This window comes from Winogradskyella sp. (assembly GCF_965228925.1).
Lineage (GTDB): Bacteria > Bacteroidota > Bacteroidia > Flavobacteriales > Flavobacteriaceae > Winogradskyella.
Map to the genome: position 1 here is coordinate 4,684,687 of NZ_OZ245845.1, position 25,986 is coordinate 4,710,672.

The following is a 25,986-nucleotide window of genomic DNA, read 5'->3' on the forward strand; positions in this document are numbered from 1 at the left end:
AGAATTCATTTCATAGAAACTAAGGCCGGACGATTGTATCATATCATCTGTACTGTCACATTGGGCATAAGATGTCCTAATACTTAATACAAGAACAAAAATTACACGTAAAAAGAGGAAAGATTTTTTCATCATAGAGGGGGCATTAAAAGGTTAAGCCCTTAAAGCTATAACCACTGTATGGCCCATCAAATACTTAAGACTACCTATTATATAAGTAGTATTACTTATTTAACACGTCTTAGTTGGCTATAAATGAGAAACCGCTTTATCATATTGATGAAGCGGTTGTCAAAGCTATCGGATACTTGCCCCTTTACTATACTTCCAATAGCCCTTTTTCAATACCCCTTAATCCTAGTTAACTTAGGCAAAGGGATTACTCTGCTTTTTTAATCAATCGTTTAGTTGCTGTGGCGCTGTCACTGGTAATCTTTACAAGATATACGCCATCATCATAAGCACTCATGTCTATGGGGCTATCATCGCTTCGCCGCTCCTCTATAATCAATCTACCGTTGACATCGTAAACCCTTACATGACTCGCTGTGGTCAATCCTTTAATTCTAAAACTCGTGCTCGCTGGATTCGGGTACAGCAGAATAGGGCTGTCTGTAATCTTTGTTATCCCCAAGGTATCCACGCCCGCCTCTGAACAGTCATAGGTATCGTTGGTGATCTGTACGCCAGGTGTGTTGGTACAATCTGCCGTGGCGGTACCTCCACAGGCCGTAAAGAACTGGTCCTGAAAAATACCATCGCTGTAGAAACACATCCCTGCATCTTCGCTAACATCCGTATAGCGGATCTTGATATGGAACAACACCTTTGGTGTCGAAGTGATCTGCAGCTCCGGTGCTGTCTCCAGTCCGGTTAGGCCAACGTTTTGCTGAAAGGACAGTGACACCCTTGAAGTGATGTTGTCGTTCTCTATAAAATCCCTGTAGGCCGGTGAAAAGGCCCCAAAGCTATAGCCCAGTATGGACCCATCGGGTTGGCTGTACTCTATGTTACCATTGGCGGATATATTCTCGCCAAAGGCCGCTGTAGCATAGTCCAGGTACACCTGGCCAGAGCCCACGTAAAAGTCTGTTGTGCCCGATATCACAATATCGGCTTCGTAGTAGTCATCAATGCCATCATTGGTGATCTGTGCATTGGCAAAGGCCAAGGTTACATCGGTCGATAACTGCTCTGTGGGGACGCTAGGCCTGCCAAACTGCTCTCCCCGTCCGATGTTGGGATTGATTAGTGCGTTCACGTCTGCATTCTGAATCTCTGTATTAAGGTCCATATCGGCGATCTCATAGCCCGAACCCGAAGTCCCTATAAACTGTACTACTGCAACAGCATCCGTGTTCTGGATCTGGGTGTTACCATCATAGTCGCCCGAGTACATCCCGTATTTACCGTTAGATAGCATGACCACCGAATTGCTGCTCCCTTGGACCACGGAAGGATCTGAGGACAGATCAACCCCGGTCTCGGTATCGCTCAAGCTTACTGCTGTACTGCTCATAATCCCCACATGGTTACGGTGATTAATCATTACATAATAATTGCCAGAAGAAACGGATTCAAATCTTACAGGTGCTGAGCCATCAACATCCACCAAGTCACCATCGCGCTGTACTAAGGCTGAACGCCCAGCTATGATATTGGTATCATCTGCAGCATCACGTAATTCTACCCAAACCCAATCTACAATACTGTTATTTGGTTCTACTTCTGAAAATGCATTGGCATCGGCTGATAAATCTCCATAAGGACTAGCAATCGGTAATAAATCTGCCACACGTAAATCGTCACGCATCCAACCCTCTTGACCTGAATTTGGATTTAATAATGCGCCTTGCAGGTATACTTTTGGAGATACTAATATATGTTCGGTTTCCGGTATTATCGCCGTAACCGTAAAACTGCATATGGTCTCATTTCCGCAAACATCTGTGATTGAAAATGTATTGGTAGTAATACCTTCAGGGAAGGATGCCCCCGAAGCAAGTCCTTCGGTTTGCGTAATTGTAACATCGCCGCAAATATCTATAGCTTCAGGAAGATCATAGGTAATTGTAGGATCTGGATCGCCAAATTCTATTTCAAATACAATGTCTTCTGGACAAGACGTCACCACAGGTGCAGTAGTATCAGTAACCGTAATCGTTTGCACACATGTACTTACATTACCGTCTGCATCAGTGGCCGTCCAGGTACGTTCTGTAGTTCCTGTATTACCACAGTCCCCTGATACCAATACATCACTATATGTTATTGTAGGAGTTCCTTGAGTATCGGTAGCTGTAGCAGTACCTGTTGCGGCAGGGTCTGTAGGATCTGGATTAGGGTTCAAGGCTACAATTTTGACCTGCCAAGACACAAGGGTTCCTGTATCCTGAAATACTTGGTCGCGTATACTTAAGGTCCAGTCCCCATTTATAGGGCTTCCATTGGCATTGATCTCGCTTATGAGTTGTGCAAAGGCGTCCGTTCCGCCCATAGCTGTATATTCGCAAATATTGTCGACTTGGCAAACGGCTTCTATATTATCAATCGTCTCTCCGATATCGTTTGCCGGAACGGTAGCAGAATCAGTAAATGTAATGGGAAAGGCAGCATTTAAATCGCTACCCTCAGCAAGAGACTCTGCGAATAGGACCACAGATTCTCCGCCCGGTGCAGTAACTTCCATCGCTAGATCTCCTATCCAAGTATGGTTCATGGCTGTTTGCACCGTAATGTCTATCACCTGAAAACTAGCATCTAACCCAGATACATTGGCTATACTTGTAATGCCCGTATCATCATTATCGGGAATATCGATCGGGGTGTCTGAACTTACACCTAAACCTATGGCTGTTCCACACTCCAATGTAATATCTGGTGGGCAGCTGATTACTGGCGCAAAAGTGCTTTCTCGTATTAGTATAACGTCGTTTCCGTCACCACCTACATAACTGATGGTAAAGTCTTCAGTACTTCCTGGTAATGTCACTTGAGCACCTTCTGCTAAACCGTTAAAGGTACCTACAACTGCATCTACCTCATCGTTATTGATTAAGGTAATCACCCCAATATTAGCATCATCAATACTAAAATCTCCTGTAGGTGCAAAGTCGGCATCAGTTAAAGTGACTGTACCTACTACATTTAATTGATCAAACGCGCTGTCGGTATCTATATATGGTGCAAATGTTCCTTCATCAAATTCGACACTCTGTATGGTTAATGTTGATGGGGTTGTGCCATTGCCAGGAGCAATGGTACCATCTAACTCTACTGTTGTTGAAATGCCTGTAAATGTTCCAGTACCTGATAACACACCATTAAATTTGTCTATTAATAACTCGTCTAAGACTTCAATATTAATACCACTGGAACCAATATTTACAGGGGCTTGTATCGCTAAGGTTCCAAATTCTAATGAAAGATCTAAATCATTAAAAGTCGTATTACCATCTAAGAATCGCGTCCTTGTTCCTGAAGCACCTTGATAATCTAACTTTTCGACTGTAATTGTACTTCCAAAAAACTCTACAAGACCAGCATTATGTTCAATATTAGCTACAGAACTAGCTATTGAATTGGTAATATTAATTGTACTTGTTTCTGATCCTATGGTTAACGACCCAGTTCCATTCTTAAAAATATTCGTATTCTCTGTAAGATTCATAGTGGGTGCAAAAAGACTTGCATCTCCAATTGTTAATAGACCAATCTCCATATCATCGATATCATTAAATACAATGAGTCCCATGGTACGTCCACTTTCTACTTCAATCATGTCAATATCATTATTACCAAAAAATAATGCTATTGTATCTTCATCATTACTCCCATCAAAAAACAAATGATCAGTAACGACGATACCAGATGATTGATTGATACTTTCTTCTGCTCTTAGATATAAATCAGAATCTCCAGCAGTGACTATATCAGCTGTTAAGGTTAAATTTCCTGAACCTACATAAATTTCGTTCCTTCTGATATCATCAGAATCTGTCGCGATAATAGTTCCAAGCTCTATAGATTGTGAAGATGCAAGAGAAAAGTTAAATGCGTTTATATTTACTAATCCACCAAATACGTGCGGTGCTGTAGCTCCCAAACTCAAATCTACATCCTCTGCAGTTTGGATATTTGTTGTACCTGATATTGTAATTGGATATCCTGGTGATTGATCCTTTAAAGAATATATTCCAGTGATGTCCAGACTCTGTGCTGTTAACGCCCTTCGAATTTCAAGGTCTAGGGTTATACTCTCAGAAACCTTAAAAGCTCCTGTAATTATAATGGCTCCATTTTGAGTAAACGTGTTTATATTTTTAATGTCAAAATCGCCATTAATACTGATATCAGAATCTATAGTGATGCTATTATTTCCATTTCCGCCAATAAATTCAATACCATTGGTAATATCGGCTATGGTAACCCACAAAAGCGATGACGTGAGTCGATTAATGCCTGTTGAAATTTGAGCCAGAGGCAGATCACTTAAGAAGAAAGCGTTTCCTCCTACGTTTTCTGTAATAGTAAGATTTATATCGCTTGTATTACCTATATCGGTAATTCTCAAGGTACCGTTATCAAGCTCCACCAATACTTCAAAAGGGTTTTCTATTACTGTGACATCAAAAGAACAGGTTCCTACATTTCCGTAGGCATCGACAGCTTCAAACGTATTGGTTGTTGTTCCTATAGGGAATACGCTACCAGAAGATAATCCGGCAGTCTGTGTCAGTGTTGATGCAGTACAGTCATCCACGGTTGGCATATCGTAAGTGATAATGGCTGGAACAAATGGATCGATATTGACTGTGATATCATCAGGGCAGGTCAATTTGGGATCTTCTCCATCGGTTATAGTAACAGTTGTTGTACAGCTTGCATTCTGGCCCGAAGTATCTTGAACCGTTAAGGTTACTGTTTGTGTACCTAAATCGTCACAGTCAAAGGAAGAAGGATTGATAGAACGTATGATTATGGACTCTCCATCTGAAGGACCGCTACCAGCACTAACCTGACCGAAGGAAATATCTACCGTTCCGTCTGCACCCAAGGCAAATGAACGGCCCTCACGACATGTTACATATGGGCTTTGATCTACCCAATTAACACGAAAACGCAAATCGACCACACCGCCGACTGCATTTTCCCAGCTACTAGTACCTTCTTCTACCCAGTATAAAGTACCATCTGGATAAGGATCTGCTGCTCTAAAATCGAAGCCTATATCATCGCCATTGGAAAACACAAACGCAAAAGCGTAGGTTTGTCCTGCTGTTAGATTGGCCGTACTGGAAAAATCAATAACGTTCTGGCTGGCACCCGATGGCGATGCCGGAAACGTAAAAGTAAAGTTGTCCAATATATCACTCCCTACTGGATTAGCTCCTTGTCTCAAGAAAACATTTGCAGTATAAGCGGTAGTGCTTTTATGCCATACCGTTATATTATCAACAATGCCATTGCAATCGGGTGTAAAGGTTTGATATAAGGCCCAACGTGTGCCTAGAGGAATAGGTCCATCTACTTCATTTTGATTAATGTTGTTTGGAGTTCCGCAGGTTTGCGCAAATGTTTGAAAAGCGCATAACAAAATTAGAATAAAAATTACACGTAAAAAGAGGAAAGATTTTTTCATCAGAAAGGGGTATTAATAAGTTACCCCTTAAAACTATAACCACTGTATAGCCCGTTAAATACTTAAGACTACTTATTATATAAGTAGTATTACTTATATTTCTCTCTGAAATCTTTAATGCGTATCAAATGATACTAAGATTTGTTCTTGTAAATAGAGTTTATATCATTTTACCTTATGAGCATTGTCATTGAACTAATCGGATACGAAAACACACTGCCATAAGGCTTGACTACAATTGACTTATGGCATTTTTATTCATAAGTGCCCAGTTGGTCAAGGTGTTGGTGCCTTTGGGCAACTTCATTTTATTAATGATATTGGCACGATGCTTATCTATAGTCCGTATGGAAACCCCAATTTCTGCAGCGATATCCTTGGTGGAGTGGTTTTGTGCAATACGTTTTAAAATTGAAATCTCTGAGGCCGTTAATTGACTAAATTGTTTTAATTCATCACTGGTATGGTGCAATAAAATATCATTGAAATAAGGACTAAAAAATGTCTCATTCTTCATCACGGCATTGATGCAGTTCTCGATAGTCAAAAATGAATCTTCCTTGAGTAAGTACGCATCGATTTTCAAGGTCTTAGCCTGAAGTACGTATTCTTTTTCTTTGTGATAAGATAATAGGATAAACTTCGTTTCTGTTTGCTTTTCTTTAGCGATTCTATAAATCTCAAAAGCATTTAATAGGGGCATCTCTATATCCAACAAAGCCAATGTAGGTTTTAGCGTTATAATTAACTCTAAGGCTTTCATACCATTATTGGCTTTGCCAATAACCTTATAGTTGTTGGAAATCAGTTCATCATACAAGCCTTTAAGCGGCATGGGATGGTCATCTGCAATAACTATTGAAATATCGTTTTTATGAAATGTCATAAGCAGGGGTAATTATGTTAATTGTCGTTCCTTTATTCATTATACTACCAATATGTATTTTGGATTTGATGATCTTCGCCCTTTTTAATAAGGTATTCATTCCTAAACTCTTAGAATTCCTTATCGCTTCGGAGACCACAAACCCTAAGCCATTATCGGTAATAGTTGTATGTATATACCGATCTCCTTTTTCTATATCTATGGCAACTGCTCTAGCTTTAGAGTGCTTCACGACATTATTAAGACATTCTTGAACAATACGATATAAATGAATGGCAACTTCTTTAGAAATATGTTCGTCTACATTTTCAATATCTAAGGTAAATAATATGTCCGAACTGCTATCGACCTCATCGACCATAGCGGCAATTGCCTTACTAAATCCAAAGCGATCGAGTACGGCGGGATGCAAACCTCTTGAAATAGACCGCAACTCATCTAGGCTTCTTTCTGCTAAAGTTTCTATAACTTCATTATTAGCTTCCTTCGTCCTTTTTTTCAACAGCATTAATTTTTGCCCCACGCTATCGTGAAGCTCCATAGCCAATCGGGAACGTTCATTTTCCTGCTCAACAATGAGTTTTTGAGAAAATGTTTCCTGCAGCTCTTGTCGTTCCTGCGCAAACCTTTTACCACGGAATAAATAAATTATAGCAAATACAGCTATCAAGGCTATGCCACCAAAAATCATCCAACGCCGTTTGGCTCTATTCTTATGATTTAATAGTTCAATTTCAGCCTCCTTTTTTGAAATTTTAGCATCCCGCTTCTCAGTTTCATATAAGGTTTGATAGTATGATAATGCGTTGGAGCGCTTTAAACCCATCATCGACTCGTTAATCGTTGTGGCTTCCTTTAAATGATACAATGCTAATTTGTATTTTTCTGTGGCTAGATATATATCATACAGAAGCATATGCGTACTCTTAATTTCTTCCACAGTATTATTATTAATCTGGAAATCCAAGTGTTTCTGGGTGTATTCTAGAGATTTGTCGTACACTTTTTTAGCGTAATAATAATGCCCAAGACTTTTATGATAAGCTTCTTCAAAATACCCCGTTGTATAGCGCTCAGGGTTTGCTTGAATTTCTTTAAACACTTTTTCAGCCCTATCTAAACTATCTGCCTTTGAATATTCTTGAAGCAACTTGATTAATATTTGTGGCTCATACCTATCCCTGACTTCGTTTGAGTTTCTAGCATACTCTAAGGCCAACTTTAAATCTTCCAATGTTTTTTCAACATTGTCATTAACACTGTTATCAATGGCTGAATTGAGGAGAGCGGATATGATTCCTGACTCATAGTTTATGGTCTTGGCCAATGCTATGACCTCATCTCTTTCAACTTTTGCTTCTTCAAAAAAACTATTCATACTATACAAATCAGCCCTAGAACTTTTGGTATTAACTAATCGTATGGTATCCTTAGTTTGTCGATATATGGCTTCTACCTCTTGTAACATTTTAGAGCCCTCTGCTAATTTACCCATGCGGATATAGGCATCTGCGATATATTTTTTGGAGGTACCATAAAGGATAGAATCGCCTTGTTTAAGGGCATAATCTGAAGCCAAATTGTAAATAGCAATGGCTTCTTCAATCGCTTCAGAAAAATAGTAACTATCTCCTCCATTGAGATAAAATCTAGCCAATAAGGCATTATTTTTAACAGGTAATTTTAATGCATCAAAACTCTCAAAAAAAGACCTTCCCTTTTCGGGCTGACCAAGTCTGTTCGTGTAAGACCAAATGAGCCTAGCTGCTTGCCGATTTGCGATGTCAAAAGAATCCAAATCAATGGCATGGCTTATCGTCACCTTTACGATAGAATCGTACATCAACTCTTGCTTATCTCTTGTCAGCCAACACAGGCTATCTAAAAGTTTTAATTTTACAGTGCCATCTGAAGCTTTTATTTTTTCCTTTAAATTACGAACTGCGGTTTCAAGGGGAACATTTTGAGCACTACCGAAACTCACCACCAATAGAAGGAAAACAATTAAGAGTATTCGCCATGTCTTTTTTTCCATAATTCCTTATTTGTTATCTAGAGTCAAAAACAACCCTAAACCATTCAAAATTAAGCTATTATTAAATTATATATATAAAACTCTTATTCTCTAAATATTATAGTATTGATAACATTCACAAATCTGTTTTTAAGATGTTATGATATGTTCATAACATAAATAGGAGTAATGATGTTGACGGTTGTTCCTTTATTATTTACGCTATCAATATGTATTTTGGATTTAATGATCTTCGCCCTTTTTAATAAGGTATTCATTCCTAAACTCTTAGAATTTCTTATGGCTTCTGAGACCACAAACCCTAAGCCATTATCGGTAATAGTTGTATGTATATACCGATCTTCTTTTTCTATATCTATGGCAACTGCTCTAGCTTTAGAGTGCTTCACCACATTATTAAGACATTCTTGAACAATGCGATATAAATGAATGGCAGCTTCTTTAGAAATATGTTCGTCTACATTTTCAATGTCTAAGGTAAACAATATATCCGAATTGCTATCGATCTCATCGACCATAGCGGCAATTGCTTTACTAAATCCAAAACGATCGAGTACGGCGGGATGCAAGCCTCTTGAAATAGATCGCAACTCGTCTAGGCTTCTTTCTGCTAAAGTTTCTATAACTTCATTATTAACCTCCTTCGTTCTTTTTTTCAACAACATTAATTTTTGCCCCACGCTATCGTGAAGCTCCATAGCCAATCGGGAACGTTCATTTTCCCGCTCAACAATGAGTTTTTGAGAAAATGTTCCCTGCAGCTCTTGTCTTTCTTGCGCAAACCTTTTACCACGGAATAAATAAATTATAGCAAATACAGCTATCAAGGCTATGCCACCAAAAATCATCCAACGCTGTTTGGCTCTATTTTTATGATTTAATAGCTCAATTTCAGTCTCTTTTTTTGAAATTTTAGCATCACGCTTTTCAGTTTCATATAAGGTCTGGTAGTAAGACAGCGCCCTCGTTTTTTGTACGCTCTCAATGGAGTCCTTAATTTTGGTGTAAACCTTTAGATGTTTTAGGGCTTGTGGTTCGTCTTTCTTAGCCTCGTAGATGCCGTACAACAATTCGTGTACTTCCATGATTACTTCATAATCCTTTGTTCCCTGTCGCATGTCGAGGAGCGCTTTAGCTTTGGCCTCGGCTTTGGACAAATCTCCTTCTGCCAGAAAAAGCTGAGTCTCAGCTTCAATGTAAAGATCTTTGAGACCATAATTTTCCGGATCCCTATCTAAAAATGCTTTCAATTTATGTATGTATAATCGTGCTTTATCCAAACTATCGGTCACAATATAGTCTAGTGCCAAAGCCTGAAAACCGTAAGGTGCGAAATAATCAAGTTCTGGATGAAGGTCTATGACAGCCAGCTTTCGCTTATTGCACGATATACTTTTTTTATACTCACCTTGGGCGGCATAATCGTAAGCCATGTTACCCAGATTGACGAGGTAGGCCCCGTAATCTTTCAACTCAAGGGCTAATGCGTCAATGGCCAAGTATTCCTTTTCGGCTTCATTATAAAACCTATTTTGGCTATAGAGGATGGATAGGCCAATCCTTAGCTTGAGAATGTTTAGGCCATCCTCCTTTTTCATAAACACCAAAAGTGCTTTTTGGTATTCTTGAGAAGCAGAAGCAAACTCACCCATTAGAGATAAAGCGTAGGCTTTATACCCTTTGATTTTGGCATATTGGGTAGAATCCTCAACCTGCAGAAAAAGCTTTTCAGCCGCTTCGTAATAGTGAACGGATTCGGCTTCTAGACCTGATTCTAAAAAACTATCCGCACCCCCACTATATAAGACCGCCAGCGACATTGAATCCGTTATCTCCCAGTTCTTATCTAAAGTAGCCTTAAATAATTCTAAACCTTCTTCAGAATTTCTTTTTTTGTTTACCAAAAAGAAAATAAGTTCGCCGGTTTGCCTTGCGGCCATATTATAGTCTTGTTCTTTTGCAGCTAAATCGATGGTTACTCTTGCAATAGAATCGTATTGAAATTCTCTTTGGTATTTAATTAATTGGGTAAGGCTATCTAAAAATCTTAATTTTATAGTACCGTCTGAAGCTTTTATTTTTTCCTTTAAATTACGAACTGCTGTTTCAAGGGGAGCATTTTGAGCACTACCGAAACTTACCATCAATAGAAGGGAAACAATTAAGAGTATGCGCCATGTCTTTTTTTCCATAGTTCCTTTTTGTTATCTAGAGCCAAAAACAACTCTAAACCATTAAAAATTAAGCTATTATTAAGCCATATACATATAAAACTCTTATTCTCTAAATATTATAGTACTCCTAACATTCACAAATCTGTTCTCAAGATGTTATGATATGTCCATAACATAAATAGGAGTGATGATGTTGACGGTTGTTCCTTTATTATTTAGGCTATCAATATGTATTTTGGATTTAATAATTTTTGCCCTCTTTAATAAGGTATTCATTCCCAAGCTCCTGGAACTCCTTATCGCCTTAGATACTTCAAACCCTTTACCGTTATCGGTAATGGTCGTATGTATAGACTGGTTTTCTTTTTCTATGTCTATGGCCACCGCTTTAGCTTTAGAGTGCTTCAGGATGTTATTTAGACACTCCTGAATGATACGATACAAATGAATGGCAGCTTCTTTAGAAATATGTTCGTCTATATTTTCAATATCTAAGGTGAATAATATATCCGAACTACTGTCAATCTCATCGACCATGGCCCAAATGGCTTTACTAAATCCAAAACGATTGAGTACAGCGGGATACAAGCCTCTTGAAATAGATCGCAGTTCGTCTAGGGCCCCTTCTGCTAAAGCTTCCATATGCTCGTCGTTTAATTTCTTCGTGTTTTTTTTCAACAGCATTAATTTTTGTCCCACGCTATCGTGGAGTTCCATAGCCAATCGGGAATGTTCATTTTCCTGCTCAGTAATCAAATCTTGAGAAAACTTTTCCTGTAGCCGTTTCTTATGCCGGACATATTGTCTTGAACGCCATAAATAAGTAATGATAAAGAGGATAAGTACGCTTAATCCTCCGAACAAAAGCCATTGGCGATGTAACTTGTTTTTAGTGCTTAATAGCGAAATCTCTGAAGCTTGTTCGGCGATTTTAAAATCGCGTTTTTCGGTTTCATACAAGGTCTGATAGTAGGATAGCGCTTTTGCTTTTTGGAGGCTATTAATAGAATCTTTAAAGCGATTATACTTGGTAGAAAACACGTATGCGTTTTCAAAATCCCCCAGTGCTCTTTTGATTTTGGCTAATTGCTCATAGCTTTGATAAATACCTTCTGTATTATTTGAGCCTAAATGAATTTCCAATACTTTTTGGGCTTCTTCTAATGCTTTTGCAAAACTTTCAGTGCTGTAATAATATTCCGCCAAAGCTGATCTATAGGCATATTCAAAAGGTATGGGATCTTCTTTAGCGTATTGTTCTGTTATTTTATCAAAATAGGCTTTGGCCTTAGTCAAACTATCATTTTGCGCATATGCCGATAGCAACCCATAAGTAACAATTGGTTCATAATAATGCGGTTTTTGAAGTTTTTCGATTTCTCGGTAGGCCGTTTTGAGATAGTTGATACGCAGATGCTGATCGCCTTGTTTTTTGGCTTCGATAGATGCATTGAATGCGTTAGAGATCATAGCATTGTAATTACCTGTTAAAAGGCATAGGGCAATAATCTGTTCACGCTCTTGTTTGGCTTCTTTGTTAAAGCCTATCTTACCGTAAATATTGGCCAGTATTGTTCTGGCTATTAAAAGATTAGTGGTATCTTTTTGTTTTGTAAAGATGCTTGCCGTTTCTTTTAGCAATTGTGAGCCTGTGACATAATCCCCTATATCTGCATAGGCTCCTGCTTTGTAGCTTCTGGCTGCAGCGTATAGCGAGGTGTCCTTATCTTTTAATGCGAAGTTTTCTGCTTTTTCATAGATTGGGATTGAAGCTTCTATGGCCCCAGAAAAGAAATAGGCATCCGCTGCATTGGTATACAACCTTGCCAGCATATCATAATCTTCGATGCGCATGTTTCTTCTCTCAAAATCCTTTATCAATTTTATACCCTCTTTTGGGTTATTGACTCTATTGGCGTAATAAAAAAGAAGTGCATTGGTACGCGCAAGTGCTATATTGATGGAATCCAGTTCATAAGCAAAGTGTATCGTAGCCCTTGTGATGGAATCAAATTTGAATTCTGGTTGACCATCATAACTTATCAATCGCGACAGACTATCCATTAGTTTTAGCTTTTGTCCTCCCTCTAGCTGAAAAATCCTAGCTTTTAACTCCTGTACTTTTGGTGCAATGTCTTCCTGAGCGTCGCACAAGCTAATTTTGGGCAAGAAAAAAACCATTAAAACTATGATGTGAAATATCTTGGGCCTTTTCATAAACACAACGAGGTTCTAATTTTTTTGCAGGTAATGACATATTATCTTTAGCAAAATTAGACCATTATTCAGCCCTTGATATACGCATAAATGCTTATAATATAAGTAGTAGTACGTATTACAATTATAATATAAGTAGTAGTACGTATTACATAAGTGAATTTATTTTCTTTACTTGATACATTTACAAAAGGCTTTAGCTTAATTCAGTTGAAAGTAATCTTATATCATAGATGAGATTGACCTATTACCTAGCCTATATACAAATCGCTTCGGTCGGTGCCCCCTAAACGAAAAACCATGTGATTTTGGAAACGTATTCTATGATTAGGAATTCATGAGAGCTATGCCATAACTATTTATAGAAAACAGAGCAATAATACGATTAAGGGTATTTTTTTATAGCACGTTTTAGTTTTCTAAAGGAGACTACTCATTCTACACTATACAAAAATAAGATATACTGAACTTTGACATATGTCTACCGGCTCTTATTTTATACGTAGTGATACTTACCCAATAATGGAAAACACTATAAATCTACTTGAGTTACCAAAACATTTAAGGCGTGATAAACAAAAAACCCCCTTAATTTCTTAAGGAGGTTGTTGCACTACTGTTGATTGAAAACTTACCCCTTTAAAGCTCAACAGTATTGTGCGTCTTCTGCTATTAATTAATGAAGAGTTTTTACGCTTCAAAAAGGGGCTCCCTCTAAATAGTTGTCTTAAAAGCCTTATTTACTTTTTTGGTCTATTCTTTTCATATTTAATATCAATCGAGGGGATTACCCCCTGGATCTGGCGGTGAAGAAGACTGTGCTTGCATTGGTGTTAGAACAATAAATGTGCCTACCGCTGTTAATGCCGCATACTTCCCCAATGTCTTTATCGCTTCTTTTCTGGTAATTTGCTTATCTGTCATATGCCTCAATCAATTATTACTTTCTTAGTGTAATAACTTACACCATTTGATAACTGAAGCATATATACCCCAGATTGTAAACCGCTTGTATCCATCTCATTAGAATTAACCCTTGTTTTTAAATCCTCGGTCAAAATAGCTCTACCATTAACATCATATAATACGGCAGAGGTTTGTTGGTCCACTTGGCCTTTAATCATCAACTTTCTCTGTGGATTTAGAGTATATACCTTTAGCGTATTAAAATCGTTGTCTGTTGTTCCTAATGTCACTTCATTAAAGGCCATATAAAAGCGTCCTGTTCCGCTTAAATCCTCCACCGGTGTTATTACAAAATCTTGTGTATTCAATGGTGTAGAGGTATTCTCTTGTGTATCTATGAGGTACACATCAACATTTTCAGATAAATTAGAATTGGCTATTCGTATGGTTAATTGTTGACCTGCATTGGCATTGATCCCTAAGGGAATTATACCATCCGTTAACCTATCTACCGGTAAGGATTGAATCGCTAAATCTATATCTTGGTTCTCTTCCAAAAGATGTGAATAAATGGCAAAATCATCTGCCGTATTCCCAAATACTGCAGCATCGTATCCTGGATCTAATGCATTGGTAGAATTGAGATTGAAATAAAAATCTGTATTTGAGATGGTATCGCTACTGTTGTTCAATTGCAATCTCAGGTGTTGATTACTTGTCATTTGACGCCCAGTAATAAAGTCATCACTATCTCCATGACGACGCATACTTGGCGTAAATTCTAGCGAGGCATTACTACTCACAGCGACAAAAAAGCCCTGTCCCGGGGTGATGATGGTATTGGCGTCCGTCGTGTTGAGATTATAGATAACCCAACCATCAGAGGCATCACCGTCATAGCCATAGATGCCCACGTTAGTGGCATCCAATACGCTCATGTTATTGGTATTGTTCAAAAAATTCTGGACATTGAGGTAAGACGGATATGGATTGCCAATCAGGTTCCATTCGCTAAAACTTGGCCCCGAATTAAATACGGCTGTGTTTACCGTACCTTGATTAACGGTCCCGTCAAAGCTGAGAGTGGCATTATCTGTAGTCGCAGCCCTATAGCCCACACCCGAAGTCAATGCTGCCGATTCCGTACTGGCATAGGTCACGTAAGTCCCTGATGTCTTATCAAAAGGCCCGAACAGGTATAAGGTATTCCCGGCATTGGAGACCACATTAGTGTTATTGGCTATAAAATCCGTAAAGCCTTGTCCGGATAAGGGTGGGGTGATGAGATCATTACCACCCGTTGACGCTGTTTGGTTCACATGGCGCTCATAGGTGACTGTTCCGGTAATCGTGCCGTCCGAGATCAGGCTCGAGTAGCTCGTCGAGGTGGATTCCAAGACCATCCCCGATGCTGTGGTAAGGGTTACCCCATTATTAACCATGATACCTGCACCAGCACTAATAGTTATGTTATCACAACTCGTATTGGACGATATGGTCACATTGCCAGCAACGATATTTATATCATCGGAAGCCGTAGATACTCCATTGGGATCCGAGGGTGTCCATCCGTTATTATAAATATAGGCTGTGCTCAGCGCTGTCCCCGAACAGTCATAAGTGTCATTGGTAATTTGAGTCCCAGGACTATTGGTACAATCTGCAATACCAGCACCACCACAGGCTGTGAAGAACTGGTCCTGGAATACGCCGTCACTGAAGAAACAAATAGCAGGATCTTCAAGCACATCGGCATAGCGCATCTTAATATGAAGTAAAACTTTGGGGGTTGACGTGACCTGTATTACAGGTGCCGTTTCCAATGCTACCAAAGCAAGGTTCTGCTGAAAGGATAGCGACACCCTAGAGCTGGTGTTGTCATTCTGTACGAAATCTTTATAAGCTGGTGAAAACAGACCAAAACTAAAACCAAGAATCGAACCTGCAGGCTGACTGTATTCCATATTCCCGTTGGCCGATATGTTGGTACCAAAGGCTGCCGTACTATAATCCAGGTACAATTGCCCTGAGCCCACATAAAAGTCTGTCGTACTCTCTATCATGATATCGGCCTCATAGAAATCGTCAGTGCCGTCATTGGTGATCTGTGCATTGGCAAACGTGAAGGTAATATCCTGACCACTTATGAGATTAGTTGACGATAGGATTGCCAGAATTAAAATATATCTAAAGTTTTTCATCGTATTGGTATTAGGGCAAGTATTAATTGCTTTTTTTAATTAGGCGTTTGATCGCTGATCTATTCTCGTTAGTAATCTCTACAAGGTAAACCCCATCATCATAACCACTCATATCTATCGGTTGATCCTCTTCTACTCCTTTTCGTTCTAGAATGATTCTGCCATTGATATCATAAACACGTAGCTCACGCACTGCTTCCAGTCCTTTAATATAGAAGCTCGTGCGTACAGGATTAGGATGTAATACGATAGTATCGTTGTTGAACTCCATAAGACTTAATGTGCTTACATCAGCTCCGGTACAATCGTAAGTATCGTTGGTAATCTGCGTTCCTGGTGCATTGGTACAATCAGCAATACTGGTTCCACCACAGGCCGTAAAGAACTGATCCTGGAACACCCCGTCATTATAAAAACAAATTGCTGCATCTGCTGTAGCATCTGCATAGCGGATCTTGATATGAAACAATACCTTGGCCGTTGGTACTACCTCCAACTCTGGAGCAAACTCCAAACCTACCAAGGCAACATTCTGTTGAAACGATAATGAAACCCGTGAGGTCGTGTTGTCATTTTGTATAAAATCCTTATATGCTGGTGTTGCAAATGGGACGCCTGAGAATTCATAGCCTAAAATAGAGCCTACTGGCTGACTGTATTCTATAGCCGCGTTGGCCGATACATTCTCACCAAAGGCTGAGGTATTATAATCGACATAGACCTGTCCTGAACCCACATAGAAACCCGTTGTACTCTCTATCATGATATCAGCCTCATAGTAATCATCAGTACCGTCATTGGTAATCTGTGCGTTGGCAAAACTTAAGGTGACATCTGTGGATAACACTCCCGCTGGTGGTCTGCCAAACTGCTCTCCCCTACCGATGTTGGGGTTGATAAGTGCGTTCACGTCCGTGTTCTGTACCTGGGTATTGATGTCCATATCCGCTTCGTCATAGCCCGAGCTGCCGATCAGCTGGACCACCGTCGTGGCGTCCGTGTTCTGAATCTGGGCGTTGCCGTCGTAGTCACCCGTGTACATGCCGTACTTGCCATTGGCAAGTGCGAGCACAGCGTTGGTGCCGCCCTCTACAGTATTGGCATCCGAAGCCAAATCTACTGTTATCGCCGCACTACTCAAGAAAATGGCAGAACCGCTTATGATACCTATGTGGTTGCGGTGGTTGACTGCAACATAGTAACTGCCCTGGCTCTGATCAAATCTTAGCGGAGATGTACCATCGATATCCACGACATCACCATCGCGCTGTAATAAGGCCGATTGGCTATCTACAACAATTGTATTATCATCATTGTCCCTAAGTTCTACCCATACCCAGTCTACGATAGCTTCGTTACCCACCACAGAGAACACCGAACCATCAGCTATTAATCCATCGCTGTAGGGCGATGTGAAAGGTAAAAGACTGTTTGCCCTTAGGTCATCTCGCATCAAGGTCTCCTCCCCTGCATTGGGGTTTAGGGAGGGCCCTTGTAAGTACACCTTGGGGCTTAACGTGATCGTCATTAGACAATTCAATCCGCCATCGACCATCGTCCAGCTATAGGTATCTATTAAATCTTGTCGTGCCGTCGCCCCAAGACAATATTGGCTATTGCCCCCACCGAATAGAATTGCAGGAGGCACATCATCATCACCATCTCCTGCAACACCGCTATCATCGGTTTGCCAACCGATTAATAGGGCATCGTAATTTGCTGTTGAGAGTGACGTCCCTTCGAACATATCACGTGCATCATATAGTTCCGATATATCCCAGTCTCCAAGGTCCTGGTCGAAGGCTGTTGCGCCATTAAACATATTATCTGTTCGTTCTAATGACGATAAATCCCATCCACCAATATCTTGGTTAAAGGCCGTAGCTCCTTCAAACATGCTGTTCAAACTTTCAACATTGCCTGTGTTCCATCCCGTAATGTCCTGATTAAATGATGTTGCACCCTCAAACATAAGCGCCATGGTATTGACAGCGCTAGTGTTCCAGTTGCTAATGTCACCATTAAATGCTGTGGCCCCTTGAAACATTTCCCTAGTTCGAACCAAACTTCCCAAAGTCCAATTATTAAGATTCTGGTTGAAAGCAGTAGCCTCTTTAAACATTGCTTCTGCATTTATTAGGCTCTCAAGGGTCCAATTGTCAATAGCACCATTAAACGCAGTGGTTTCTCTAAACATCTCTTGAGTAGTTTCGACGTTGCTCATGTCCCAAGTATTGAGATCCTGATTAAAAAGAGTAGCCCCTCGAAACATTCCCCGCATATTTATAATATTACTAGTATTCCAATTGCCAATATCTCGATTAAACGATGTAGCATCTCTAAACATATCTCTAGTCGTTTCGAGATTATCCACAACCCATGTATTGAGATCCTGATTAAAAAGAGTAGCCCCTCGAAACATTCCTTCCATTGCCGTAACATTACTGACGTTCCAAGAATCTATATCTTGATTGAATGCTATTGCATCTCGGAACATCTCTGTTAGGTTCTGAGCACTGCTCAAATCCCAAATACTAATGTCCTGATTAAAGGCTAAGGTCGCTCTAAACATTCCAGAAAAATCCTCAACAGTACTCATATTTAAGGCACTGAGATCACCATCAAAGGCGACAGCACCACTAAACATATTAGAGGCATCGATTAAACTTCCCAGCGTCCAATTGAGATCCTGATTAAAGGCCTGGGCAGAACTAAACATCCCTTCCGCATTTATGAGGCTTTCTAGATTCCAACTGCTAACATCCCCATTAAACGCGAATGCATCTTCAAACATATAGTCTGCTGTCTGTACACTACTCATGTCCCAAGTATTAAGGTCTTGATTAAAGACGTGGGCCCCTTCGAATGTACCAGCCATATTAGTGATATTGCTGACATTCCAAGTGCCGATATCCTGATTGAAAAGTTGGGCATTATTGAACATACTGCCTATGTCTTCAACATTGCTAAGATCCCAACTGGAAAATGCCGGTGTCCCTACAAGGGAATAACATTGATTAAACATGCCATTTAAACTCGTTACATTGGACAGATCAGGAACATCTGTTGCGGTTACATCCATATTTTCACAGAAAGAAAAAGCAACAAAAAAAGATGTCCAAGCACTGGAGCCCCATTGACTTACCTCCAAGAGCTTTCTCGCAGTGTTAATACTGGTTGTCGACACATTAAAGGTTTGTAGATTTCCTTCAATCTTTACCTCGTATACGCCAACGTTGGCATAGGTATGATTATTAGTATTGTTTTCAATAGTACCGTCCCCCCAATCTATAACATATCCATTGTTGTCCGCATTTATTGGTAATACAAGCTCATCACTCGAATCAATATTCCACTTGGTAATAAAAGAGAAGCGATCACAGTTTCTGCCGCCATCCGCAATATTCCATCCAAGTCCGGTTAATATGTTGCGGGCCGATTCACCAAGACAGTATTGGCTATTGCCGCCGTGGAATGCAATGTTAGTTGGCACGTCATCGTCGCCATCTCCCGCAACACCGCTGTCATCGGTTTGCCAACCGATTAATAGGGCATCGTAATTTGCTGATGAGAGTGACGCCCCTGCGAACATATGAGATGCAAGGGTTAGTGTCGATATATCCCATCCTCCAAGGTCCTGATCAAAGGCTGTTGCACCTTCAAACATGGAGACCATATTTTCAACATTGCCTGTGTTCCATCCCGAAATGTCCTGATTGAAGGCTGTTGCACCTTCAAACATACTAGCCATGACATTGACAGTACTAGTGTCCCAATTGCGAATGTCGCCATTAAATGCTGTGGCCTCTCGAAACATTTCCTTAGTTCTAACCAAACTTCCCAAAGTCCAATTATTTAGGTCCTGGTTGAAAGCAGCAGCATCTCGAAACATCCCTTCTGCATTCTCAAGGCTTTCGAGGGTCCAATTGCCAATAGCACCATTGAATTCCTCTGTTAAGGCAAACATGTATTCAGTTCTTTCGACGTTGCTCATATCCCAATTATTGAGATCCTGATTAAAAGCAGTAGCCCCTAAAAACATTCCGCTCATAGAAGTGACATTCCCTACATTCCAAGCACCTATATCCTGATTAAAAGCCGTTGCTCCTAAAAACATGGATTCCATATTTGTTACATTACTTACGTTCCAATTACCAATATCCCCATTGAATGCCAGTGCATTTCGAAACATCCCTGTTAGGTTCTGAGCACTGCTCAAATCCCAGGTGCTAAGGTCCTGATCAAAGGCTTGAGCAGAACGAAACATTTCGGAAAAATCCTCTACCGTACTCATATTTAAGGCACTGAGATCACCATTAAAAGATGTGACCTCTCTGAACATATTAGATGCATCGATTAAACTTCCCAGCGTCCAATTGAGATCCTGATTAAAGGTCTGGGCCCCTTCGAATGTGCTAGCCATAGTAGTGACATTGCTAACATTCCAATCGCTTATATCCTGATTGAAAAGTATAGCCTTATTAAACATACTGCCGATGTCTGTAACGTTGCTAAGGTCCCAATTGGAAAATGTCGCTGTCCCCACTAGGGAAAAGCATTGATTGAACATGCCGTTTAAACTTGTAACATTGGACAGGTCTGGGGCATCTGTTGCGGTTACATCCATATTTTCACAGCCAGAAAAAGCACTGTCAAAAGATGTCCAGACACTTAAGCCCCAATTACTTACCTCCAAAAGCCTTAGTCTGTTGCCGCTGCTGGCTACCGACATATTAAAGGTCTGTAGATGTCCTTCAATTTTCACCTCGTATACACCAGCGTTGGCATAGGTATGATTATTGGTATTGTTTTCAACAATACCGTCCCCCCAATCTATGCGATATCCATTATTGTCCGCATCTATCGGTAATACAAGCGCATCACTCGAATCAATATTCCACTTGGTAACAAAAAATGGGTCACAGCTTCTGCCTTCATCTGTAATATTCCATCCAAGATCGGTCAATATGTCGCGGCCCGATTCACCAAGACAGTATTGACTATTGCCTCCACTGAAACTCACATTGTTCGGTATAGCGTTCTCACCGGCATCCAAAGTACTCCAACCAATCAATAGATCATCGTAGTTCTGTACAGACAGTGCAACACCCAAAAACATATCGCTTGCAGTCTCTAAAACCGAAATATTCCAAGCGCCAAGATCTTGGTCAAAACTCACTGCTCCATTAAACATACCTTCCATAGAAGTAACATTAGCTACATTCCAATCGCCTATATCCTGATTAAAAGCCGTTGCATCATCAAACGTATGGATCATAGCAGTGACATTACCTACATTCCAATCGCCTATATACTGATTAAAGGCTTGGGCATTTCGAAACATACTTGATATATTCTGAGCACTGCTCAAATCCCAAGTACTAATGTCCTGATTAAAGACTAAGGCATTAAAAAACATTCCGGAAAAATCCTCGACAGTACTCATATTTAAGGCACTGAGATTACCATTAAAAGATAGGGCGTCCCTGAACATGTCATGCGCATCGATTAAACTTCCCAGGGTCCAATTGATATCCTGATTAAAGACATGAGCATCTATAAACATCCCTTTTGCATATTCCAGGCTTTCCAAATTCCAATTACCAATATCCCCATTGAATGTCTCTGCTTCGGCAAACATGTATTCTGCTATTTGCACACTGCTCATGTCCCAAGTGTTAAGGTCTTGGTTAAAGGTTTCGGTCGCTGAGAATGTATTAGACATATTCGTGACATTGCCAACGTTCCAAACGCCGATATCCTGATTGAAAAGTTCGGCATTATTAAACATAAAGCTAATGTCTGTAACATTGCTTAAATCCCAACTGGAAAATGCCGCTGTCCCCACAAGGGAACGACATTGATTAAACATGCCCCTCAAACTCGTTACATTGGACAGGTCTGGGGCATCTGTTGCCGTTACGTCCATGTTTTCGCATCCGAAAAATGCATTGTTAAAAGAGGTCCAGGCACTGGAGCCCCAATGACTTACCTCCAAAAGCTTTCTCGCGGTGTTAAAACCGGCTGTCGCCATATTAAAGGTCTCTAGATTTCCTGCAATTTGTACCTCGTATACCCCAACTTCGGCATAGGTGTGATTATTGGTATTGCTTTCAATAGTACCGTCTCCCCAATCTATACGATACCCATTATTGCCGGCATCTATGGGTAATACAAGCTCGTCACTCGAATCAATATTCCACTTGGTTGTAAAAGGGTCACAGCCTTTGCCGCCATCTGTAATATTCCACCCTAAACCAGTTAAAATGTTACGGCTCGATTCACCAAAACAATAGGGACTGTTCCCACCGCTAAAATTCACATTGCTGGGTATAGTAGTCTGATTGGCATCCAAGCTACTCCAACCGATCAATAGACTGTCATAGTTCTGTACGGATAGCGCAACACCTGTAAACATATTAGTTGCAGTATCCAAAACCGAAATATTCCAAGCGCCAAGATCTTGGTCAAAACTCACTGCTCCATTAAACATACTCACCGTTCTTTCCAGACTGGACACATCCCAACCAGAGATGTCTTGGTTAAAGTTTGGGGCATTGGCAAACATGGCATCCATATTTTTAATATTGCCAGTATACCATCCGCTAATATCACCATTGAAGCCAGAATCCCTAAATGTACCATTGGTTTGTCTGACTGTACTCATATCCCAATGCTCAATGTTCTGCGTGGTTGATAACAAGCCTCGAAACGTATCTTGAAAACTTGTGGTATTGGTCAAATCTGGGGCATCTGTCGCCGTTACTACGAGATTCTCGCAACCATAAAAGGCGTCTTGAAATGAGGTCCATTGGCTAGTACCCCATTGTGTCACTTCTAGGATATTTGTGCGGTCACCTAGATTATTAAAGCGAATAAAACTTATATTACCACTTACGGAAACAAGATATTCCCCTGCTGTGGTATAGGTATGAGAAGGATTATTTTCTGAAACGGTTTCAACCATACCATCTCCCCATTCAATGGTCAAGGATCCCGAATTAATTACTAATGGTATTGTAATCTCCTGACTATCGGAGTTGGTCTGCCATTTAGTAATGAAAGCATCTGGATCTGGTCCGGCACAAACGGTAAAATCTATGGCTTGCCCTGCGAGCATTTGTGTACCACCTGTTGGTGTTTGAACAATGACTTCTCCTATCGGACAAGAGATACTAAATTCTTGGGTCACCGTGCCTACTGTGAAGTCAGCAGCGATAATAGCAGCCTCGGCATCGGCCTGTGTTTCCCCAATGATATCCGGTACGGTGCCCGAACAGATATTGTTTATTATCGTGGCATTGGACGTACAAGAGGCCACTCTTCCGCATTCATCATATACGGTCAAGGTCTTTGTCAGTGTTCCAAATAAAGGACAATCTAAGGGTTGGGAAAGACTCCCGTTTATGATAGTATCCACCTGTAGTACTCCTTCAAAATCCCCATCGGATATTGGGCCAAGACGCACAATAGACATCAAGTAGCGCGTATTAGCACTTAAGGCAAAAGTCCCTGTATTGGGTTGCACTGTGCCATCGGCATTGGGTATAGTGCCATCAGACCTGTACACGACCAATCCCATATATTCGTCCCTACTTGTAAACTCACCACTAAAAGGTATAATAGGAGCGTCCCATAAGACAATCGCAAGATCAGTGGTTGTATTTCCTGACAGGTTGAAGGTGAAATTTCCCGATACAGGTGCCTGAAAGACAAATTCTTGATAGCTATATATATTTGGAGTAACCCCATCCCCAAAATCATCTGTCGGTGAAGCAGTCGTAATTTCAGTATTAAAATGTGTGCCGTCCATTAATACATCTATATCGCCATAGTTAATGAGATCTCCCGCAAAGATGTCGCTTGGCGCTATCCTATTGACCGTACCGTCCAGTGTTATCGTAGGATCCTGGCAAATCGCAAAAGGTTGATCTGTAACCGTAACTACAAAACTAGTTTCGGCTGTATTGCCAGAATCATCGGTCACCATGTAGGTCACGGTCGTGGATCCTATCTGGAATTCGGTTCCGCTATCGCCTCCATTGGTTGATATTGTTGGCGTAGGTGTACAGTTATCCGTAACACTAATGGTATGCACATCAAAATCCACAAGGGCCGTACATTTACCTGGGTCTACGTTAACATTAATATCGCTGATGATACCATTAACGACCGGAGGCGTATCGTCTATAATATTGGCCGTACAGGAAGTCTCCCTACCGCATTGGTCTATGATTCTTAAGGTCTTGGCAGTTCCTACCGATGAACAATCATAGGTTTGGGACAGACTCCCGTTGATGCTCGTATCGACCTGAAGCGTCCCACTGAAAAAATCGCCAGGATCCAATCCAATGATGGACATATAATACAATACACCTGCATCGAGATCAAATAGGCCGCTGTTAGGCGTTGCTGTACCACTAGATAATGTTACACTGCCATTGGCAGCATAGGTGACATTACCCACATATTCATCGCGATTGAAGAAAGGGCCACTGTTTGGAACAATAGGGGCGTCCCAAATGATAAGGTTAGAACCAGAGTCCCCAGACAGGGTAAAGGTATATAGGCCATCGGACGGAACCGTGAAGGCGAACTCTTCATAATTCCATGTATCGCTTGAGCCCCTTAAAATGTCTGATGGGTCCTCTGAGGTGATATCTGCATTAAACGCTGTACCATCCAATAAAAACGTGACATCCCCATAGTTGGCCTGCGGGATAAATAAAAAATCCGTTGGTACCGAGGTCGTCGATCCGCCAGCGTTACTAGCAATGGCGAAATCCTGGCATACCGCATTGGGTTGTGCATCTACGACCGTAATATTAAAACTCCTCTGGCTTGTATTGCCAGAATCGTCCGTAGCAGTATAAGTCACTGTAGTTGTTCCTATAGGAAATGCCGAACCACTATCCCCTCCGCTTATCGTAATCGTCGATGTTGCGCCGCATGCGTCCGTAGCGCTTACGGTATGGACGTCCGCATAGTTTACAACGGCCGTGCATCCGCCCAAATCCGTATTCACCGTGATATCGTCTGTTGCACCGCTAATGACCGGACCTGTATTGTCTATAATAGTGATGGTAGCATCGCAGGTGCTTTGATTGCCTTCATTGTCCGTTACGGTAAGGGTTACGACATTATCACTTCCTAGGTTTGAACAATCGAACGTTGTTGGAGGAATGCTTAGCGATGCGATTCCCGAGCCACCATCGAGATTATCAAAGGATCCACCATCGATATCATCGGCGGTAATGCTTGCTGTACCATTGGCATCTAGTGCTACAGTAATATTCTGGCAGATGGCTGTTGGCGCAACAGTATCTTTATAGTCTACCGTAAACCTAAGATCTCGAAGCGGTTGCTGGTCATCATTTAAATCAGACCCTTCTACCATGGCCCCAAAAGGATAGAAGTTCCCGAAAAATTCCGTCAAATTAGCGCCCTCAGCATTTGAAACACTAAAGACCAATTGATCTCCTGCCGTGACATCTACATCGTCCAGATCAATGGTATAGGATCTGCGCTGACTTGTTTCTTGATGAATAGTGAATGTAATATTCCTTAAAAATGTAAAGGTACTACCACCACTAGCTCTGAAGAGCCGGAATCTTGCTTGGGAGGTCGTAATGGGTGCATAGTCGGTGGAAAAAGAAATGGACTGAATCGTTCCAGTACACTGTGGAGTGAACCATTGCCCTTGTGTAGCTGGAGCGGCCGTGGTTTTACGGGGCCCTGCCAAGACTTGTGCTATATCGTTACATTGTGCTGCTAGATTATTGGTAATCAGTAGACCAATACTCAGGAGAGCTGCTAGTCTAAAACAGGGTTTTAAAAAGACTATTCTCATCTTAAAGGGGTACTTTAAAGTTTAGGCTTCAAAATTATCCCCAAATAAAACCCTCTGAAACATGTAGAACTACCTA

General features: G+C 40.8%; 8 protein-coding genes. All 8 read right to left on the reverse strand.

What is annotated here, in order from left to right; all coding sequences use genetic code 11:
* Positions 1-379: 379 nt before the first annotated feature.
* The 8 genes from ACO052_RS19345 to ACO052_RS19380 all read right to left on the reverse strand — a co-directional run bounded on the left by ACO052_RS19345 (position 380) and on the right by ACO052_RS19380 (position 25,910).
* Positions 380-5,641, reverse strand: a complete 5,262-nt coding sequence (locus tag ACO052_RS19345) for an HYR domain-containing protein (protein WP_422105446.1) — start codon at positions 5,639-5,641, stop codon at positions 380-382.
* A 232-nt stretch (positions 5,642-5,873) separates the two neighbouring features.
* Positions 5,874-6,527 carry a response regulator gene (locus ACO052_RS19350; protein ID WP_422105447.1) on the reverse strand — a complete coding sequence of 218 codons (654 nt, stop codon included), beginning with the start codon at positions 6,525-6,527 and terminating at the stop codon, positions 5,874-5,876.
* Positions 6,514-8,562 carry a tetratricopeptide repeat-containing sensor histidine kinase gene (locus tag ACO052_RS19355; RefSeq protein WP_422105448.1) on the reverse strand — a complete coding sequence of 683 codons (2,049 nt, stop codon included), beginning with the start codon at positions 8,560-8,562 and terminating at the stop codon, positions 6,514-6,516. The genes ACO052_RS19350 and ACO052_RS19355 overlap by 14 nt, the downstream gene beginning before the upstream one ends.
* Before the next feature lie 137 nt (positions 8,563-8,699).
* Positions 8,700-10,754 carry a tetratricopeptide repeat-containing sensor histidine kinase gene (locus tag ACO052_RS19360; protein WP_422105449.1) on the reverse strand — a complete coding sequence of 685 codons (2,055 nt, stop codon included), beginning with the start codon at positions 10,752-10,754 and terminating at the stop codon, positions 8,700-8,702.
* Positions 10,755-10,892: 138 nt separating this feature from the next.
* Positions 10,893-12,905, reverse strand: coding sequence for an ATP-binding protein (locus ACO052_RS19365; protein WP_422105450.1), 2,013 nt, complete (start codon positions 12,903-12,905; stop codon positions 10,893-10,895).
* Positions 12,906-13,727: 822 nt separating this feature from the next.
* Entirely contained in the window at positions 13,728-13,877 is a 150-nt protein-coding gene (locus ACO052_RS19370) for a hypothetical protein (RefSeq protein WP_422105451.1), read from the reverse strand.
* Between the two features lie 5 nt (positions 13,878-13,882).
* Positions 13,883-16,060, reverse strand: a complete 2,178-nt coding sequence (locus ACO052_RS19375; RefSeq protein WP_422105452.1) for a T9SS type A sorting domain-containing protein — start codon at positions 16,058-16,060, stop codon at positions 13,883-13,885.
* Positions 16,061-16,082: 22 nt separating this feature from the next.
* Positions 16,083-25,910 (reverse strand): BspA family leucine-rich repeat surface protein, encoded by a 9,828-nt coding sequence (locus ACO052_RS19380; protein ID WP_422105453.1) that lies wholly within the window; start codon positions 25,908-25,910, stop codon positions 16,083-16,085.
* Positions 25,911-25,986: the final 76 nt, after the last annotated feature.

Bases quoted from the DNA above. Each gene is read 5' to 3' on its own strand.
- ACO052_RS19345 (WP_422105446.1), bottom strand. From the start codon at position 5,641: ATGAAAAAATCTTTCCTCTTTTTACGTGTAATTTTTATTCTAATTTTG.
- ACO052_RS19350 (WP_422105447.1), bottom strand. From the start codon at position 6,527: ATGACATTTCATAAAAACGATATTTCAATAGTTATTGCAGATGACCAT.
- ACO052_RS19355 (WP_422105448.1), bottom strand. From the start codon at position 8,562: ATGGAAAAAAAGACATGGCGAATACTCTTAATTGTTTTCCTTCTATTG.
- ACO052_RS19360 (WP_422105449.1), bottom strand. From the start codon at position 10,754: ATGGAAAAAAAGACATGGCGCATACTCTTAATTGTTTCCCTTCTATTG.
- ACO052_RS19370 (WP_422105451.1), bottom strand. From the start codon at position 13,877: ATGACAGATAAGCAAATTACCAGAAAAGAAGCGATAAAGACATTGGGG.
- ACO052_RS19375 (WP_422105452.1), bottom strand. From the start codon at position 16,060: ATGAAAAACTTTAGATATATTTTAATTCTGGCAATCCTATCGTCAACT.
- ACO052_RS19380 (WP_422105453.1), bottom strand. From the start codon at position 25,910: ATGAGAATAGTCTTTTTAAAACCCTGTTTTAGACTAGCAGCTCTCCTG.